Annotated in this window: 3 rRNA genes; all 3 read right to left on the bottom strand. The window is 57.3% G+C overall.

Going from position 1 to position 5,748, the window contains the following annotated elements:
* Positions 1-95: 95 nt before the first annotated feature.
* A 5S ribosomal RNA gene (gene rrf / locus FSY66_RS12275) occupies positions 96-212 on the bottom strand.
* A gap of 151 nt (positions 213-363) precedes the next feature.
* A 23S ribosomal RNA gene (locus FSY66_RS12270) occupies positions 364-3,567 on the bottom strand.
* 475 nt (positions 3,568-4,042) lie between these two features.
* Positions 4,043-5,570 (bottom strand): 16S ribosomal RNA (locus tag FSY66_RS12265).
* Together the 16S, 23S and 5S rRNA genes form the textbook arrangement of a ribosomal RNA operon.
* Between the last annotated feature and the right edge of the window lie 178 nt (positions 5,571-5,748).

The raw sequence follows: 5,748 nt of genomic DNA, 5'->3' as shown, positions 1-5,748 counted from the left end.
AAGAGCCCCCCTTGGGTATGGGAAAGGCCCCCAACCCCCCACCCCACCACGAGAACCGCGGGGGCGGGGTGCTGAGGACCCAACACCAAAGAATAATGCGGCGGCGACCTACTCTCCCACACCCACAAGAGTGCAGTACCATCGGCGCTGTGAGCCTTAGCTTCCGGGTTCGGGATGGGACCGGGCGTTTCCCTCACGCTATAACCACCGCAAACCTGCCACCACCACACACCCACCACCACGGGGGGTGTGCGTGGAAACCTGTTCACGAACAACCAACCAACCACCACCAGCGGTCATGCTGCGGGGTGGTTGTGGTGTTGTTCCAAAACCGTACAGTGGACGCAAACAACAATAATTGTGTGTGTGAAGATCATCGGCTTATTAGTACTGGTCAGCTCCACGAGTCGTCAGTCCTCGCTACCACATCCAGCCTATCAACCCAGTAGTCTCCTGGGAGCCTCACCCCCACAAGGGGGAAGGAAATCTCATCTCGAAGCAAGCTTCCCGCTTAGATGCTTTCAGCGGTTATCTCTCCCGAACGTAGCCAATCAGCCATGCACCTGGCGGTACAACTGACATACCAGAGGTTCGTCCGTCCCGGTCCTCTCGTACTAAGGACAGACCTTCTCAAATTTCCAACGCGCGCAGCGGATAGGGACCGAACTGTCTCACGACGTTCTGAACCCAGCTCGCGTGCCGCTTTAATGGGCGAACAGCCCAACCCTTGGGACCAACTCCAGCCCCAGGATGCGACGAGCCGACATCGAGGTGCCAAACCATGCCGTCGATATGGACTCTTGGGCAAGATCAGCCTGTTATCCCCGAGGTACCTTTTATCCGTTGAGCGACGGCCATTCCACAATGTACCGCCGGATCACTAGTCCCGACTTTCGTCCCTGCTCGAGCCGTCACTCTCACAGTCAAGCTCCCTTGTGCACTTGCACTCAACACCTGATTGCCAACCAGGCTGAGGGAACCTTTGGGCGCCTCCGTTACTCTTTGGGAGGCAACCGCCCCAGTTAAACTACCCATCAGGCACTGTCCCTGACCCGGATCACGGGCCGAAGTTAGATATCCAGAGCGACCAGAGTGGTATTTCAACAACGACTCCACGAACACTGGCGTGTCCGCTTCACAGTCTCCCACCTATCCTACACAAGCCGCACCGAACACCAATACCAAACTATAGTAAAGGTCTCGGGGTCTTTCCGTCCTGCTGCGCGTAACGAGCATCTTTACTCGTACTGCAATTTCGCCGAGTTCATGGTTGAGACAGCGGGGAAGTCGTTACTCCATTCGTGCAGGTCGGAACTTACCCGACAAGGAATTTCGCTACCTTAGGATGGTTATAGTTACCACCGCCGTTTACTGGGGCTTAAATTCTCCGCTTCGGCTTGCGCCTAACAGGTCCTCTTAACCTTCCAGCACCGGGCAGGAGTCAGTCCGTATACATCGTCTTACGACTTCGCACGGACCTGTGTTTTTGATAAACAGTCGCTTCCCCCTGGTCTCTGCGACCCTTACCCCCTCCACACAGCGAATGCGTGTCAGGGTCCGGGCCCCCCTTCTCCCGAAGTTACGGGGGCATTTTGCCGAGTTCCTTAACCATGATTCTCTCGAACGCCTTAGTATTCTCTACCTGATCACCTGTGTCGGTTTGGGGTACGGGCGGCTGGAACCTCACGTCGATGCTTTTCTCGGCAGCATAGGATCACCGAATCCCCCACCAAAGGGGTCCCATCACGTCTCAGGCCATATGAGCCACGGATTTGCCAATGACTCGCCCTACACGCTTAGACCAGGACAACCATCGCCTGGCTCGGCTACCTTCCTGCGTCACACCTGTTAACACGCTTACCTCCCTGGATCAGGTCCCACGTCCCCCACCCACACCAACAGCACCCGAAGGCGCTGCCAGTGCAACGGATGAGGGAGGCGGTTAGTATCCCCAGTTCAGTATGGGCGGTTCTTCGCCGGTACGGGAATATCAACCCGTTGTCCATCGACTACGCCTGTCGGCCTCGCCTTAGGTCCCGACTCACCCAGGGCAGATTAGCTTGACCCTGGAACCCTTGATCATTCGGCGGACGGGTTTCTCACCCGTCATTCGCTACTCATGCCTGCATTCTCACTCGAACGGGCTCCACCACTCGGTCACCCGGCAGCTTCACCACCCGCTCGACGCTCCCCTACCCAACACACACAAAACCATTACAGCCACCACACAGCCACCACGCCGGCACCAGCCACCCGACCCCCACACAGGAGGATCAGGCCACCAGCACCACCAACGGGTCGGTGTGCAGACATGTGCATTGCCACGACTTCGGCGGTGTACTTGAGCCCCGCTACATTATCGGCGCGGAATCACTTGACCAGTGAGCTATTACGCACTCTTTCAAGGATGGCTGCTTCTAAGCCAACCTCCTGGTTGTCTGAGCAACTCCACATCCTTTCCCACTTAGCACACGCTTAGGGGCCTTAGTCGGTGGTCTGGGCTGTTTCCCTCTCGACTATGAAGCTTATCCCCCACAGTCTCACTGCCGCGCTCTCACTTACCAGCATTCGGAGTTTGGTTGACGTCAGTAACCCGTTGGGGCCCATCAGCCATCCAGTAGCTCTACCTCTGGCAAGAAACACGCGACGCTGCACCTAAATGCATTTCGGGGAGAACCAGCTATCACGAAGTTTGATTGGCCTTTCACCCCTACCCACAGCTCATCCCCTCCATTTTCAACTGAAGTGGGTTCGGTCCTCCACGCGCTCTTACACGCGCTTCAACCTGGCCATGGGTAGATCACTTCGCTTCGGGTCTAGATCACGCCACTCACACGCCCTGTTCAGACTCGCTTTCGCTACGACTACCCCACACGGGTTAACCTCGCGACATGACACTAACTCGCAGGCTCATTCTTCAAAAGGCACGCCGTCACCCCAAAAGGCTCCGACGGCTTGTAGGCACACGGTTTCAGGTACTATTTCACTCCCCTCCCGGGGTGCTTTTCACCTTTCCCTCACGGTACTGGTCCGCTATCGGTCATCAGGTAGTATTCAGGCTTACCAGGTGGTCCTGGCAGATTCACACGAAGTTTCACGGGCTCCGTGCTACTCGGGAAACACCACGCGCGGCAGCCATGATTTCGTCTACGGGACTCACACCCTCTACGGCACACCACTCAAGATGATTCGACTATCACGCTGCACTCACACGACCCGGCCGGCAGACCGAGCACTGATGCTCCCACAACCCCGCCCATGCAACCCCTGCCGGGTATCACACACAGACGGTTTAGCCACTTCCGCTTTCGCTCGCCACTACTCACGGAATCACTGTTGTTTTCTCTTCCTGCGGGTACTGAGATGTTTCACTTCCCCGCGTTCCCCCCTGCACCCTATGAATTCAGATACAGGTCATCGCCCTCACGGACGACGGGGTTTCCCCATTCGGAGATCCTCGGATCACAGCCCGCTTATCGGCTCCCCGAGGCATATCGCAGATTGCCACGTCCTTCATCGGCTCCTGATGCCAAGGCATCCACCGTGCGCCCTTAACGATCTTTCACAGACACACAAAACAATTCTCACATAAAGAATAAGATGCTCGCGTCCACTATACAGTTCTCAAACAACACCGGCCGCCCCCCTCACCACACACGAACACATGCGCAGCTACCTGAAGCAGGCCACCAACGGGAACCAACCACACCCCCCACCGAAGACAGGGGGCGGGGCCTGTTGTCCCAGGACCCAACAGTGTGCCAAACACCCGACCCACCAGCAGCGCAGCACCCCTCACGACGAGGAAGCACCACACCACCAGCAACGGTGACACGCCACCACTCGGGAAACACCCCCTACCACGGGGGCACCCGATCAGATGACACGGTCTGCTGACATTCCACCCACGAGCACAACCCCCCAGACACGCACCGCAACCACGGCACGCCATCATGCGAGGGGGTCTCACCCACAGCAACCCGCCCACCACAACCGGTGCACGGATCGGGCCGCCACACGGCGACCAGGTGCTGCTCCTTAGAAAGGAGGTGATCCAGCCGCACCTTCCGGTACGGCTACCTTGTTACGACTTAGTCCCAATCGCCAGTCCCACCTTCGACGGCTCCCTCCACAAGGGTTGGGCCACCGGCTTCGGGTGTTACCGACTTTCGTGACTTGACGGGCGGTGTGTACAAGGCCCGGGAACGTATTCACCGCAGCGTTGCTGATCTGCGATTACTAGCGACTCCGACTTCATGAGGTCGAGTTGCAGACCTCAATCCGAACTGAGACCGGCTTTTTGGGATTAGCTCCACCTCACGGTATCGCAACCCTTTGTACCGGCCATTGTAGCATGCGTGAAGCCCAAGACATAAGGGGCATGATGATTTGACGTCATCCCCACCTTCCTCCGAGTTGACCCCGGCAGTCTCCCATGAGTCCCCACCATCACGTGCTGGCAACATGGAACGAGGGTTGCGCTCGTTGCGGGACTTAACCCAACATCTCACGACACGAGCTGACGACAACCATGCACCACCTGTATACCGACCCCAAAGGGGAAGAACCATCTCTGGAACGATCCGGTATATGTCAAGCCTTGGTAAGGTTCTTCGCGTTGCATCGAATTAATCCGCATGCTCCGCCGCTTGTGCGGGCCCCCGTCAATTCCTTTGAGTTTTAGCCTTGCGGCCGTACTCCCCAGGCGGGGCACTTAATGCGTTAGCTACGGCGCGGAAGACGTGGAATGTCCCCCACACCTAGTGCCCAACGTTTACGGCATGGACTACCAGGGTATCTAATCCTGTTCGCTCCCCATGCTTTCGCTCCTCAGCGTCAGTAACAGCCCAGAGACCTGCCTTCGCCATCGGTGTTCCTCCTGATATCTGCGCATTCCACCGCTACACCAGGAATTCCAGTCTCCCCTACTGCACTCTAGTCTGCCCGTACCCACTGCACACCCGGGGTTAAGCCCCGGGCTTTCACAGCAGACGCGACAGACCGCCTACGAGCTCTTTACGCCCAATAATTCCGGACAACGCTTGCGCCCTACGTATTACCGCGGCTGCTGGCACGTAGTTAGCCGGCGCTTCTTCTGCAGGTACCGTCACTTGTGGCTTCTTCCCTGCTGAAAGAGGTTTACAACCCGAAGGCCGTCATCCCTCACGCGGCGTCGCTGCATCAGGCTTCCGCCCATTGTGCAATATTCCCCACTGCTGCCTCCCGTAGGAGTCTGGGCCGTGTCTCAGTCCCAGTGTGGCCGGTCACCCTCTCAGGCCGGCTACCCGTCGTCGCCTTGGTGAGCCATTACCTCACCAACAAGCTGATAGGCCGTGAGCCCATCCAAGACCAGTAAAACCCTTTCCACACACCACCATGCGGTGACATGTAGCATCCAGTATTAGACCCAGTTTCCCGGGCTTATCCCAGAGTCAAGGGCAGGTTACTCACGTATTACTCACCCGTTCGCCACTCATCCACCCCAGCAAGCTGGAGCTTCAGCGTTCGACTTGCATGTGTTAAGCACGCCGCCAGCGTTCGTCCTGAGCCAGGATCAAACTCTCCGTTGAAAAACGAAAAACCATACCTGGCCGGAATCAAAACGATCCACAGGAACGTCACGGGAACGAGACGCCCTGCGATCAGCTGATCCAACCAAACAAAAAATACTGCTTGAACTGGTATCAGCAAACTTGGCACACTATCGAGTTCTCAAACAACAGACGACCAACCCGACCCCACCACAGG

Source organism: Kocuria palustris, assembly GCF_007666205.1.
Classification (GTDB): domain Bacteria; phylum Actinomycetota; class Actinomycetes; order Actinomycetales; family Micrococcaceae; genus Kocuria; species Kocuria palustris_A.
This window is presented reverse-complemented; position numbering and strand designations above follow the sequence as displayed.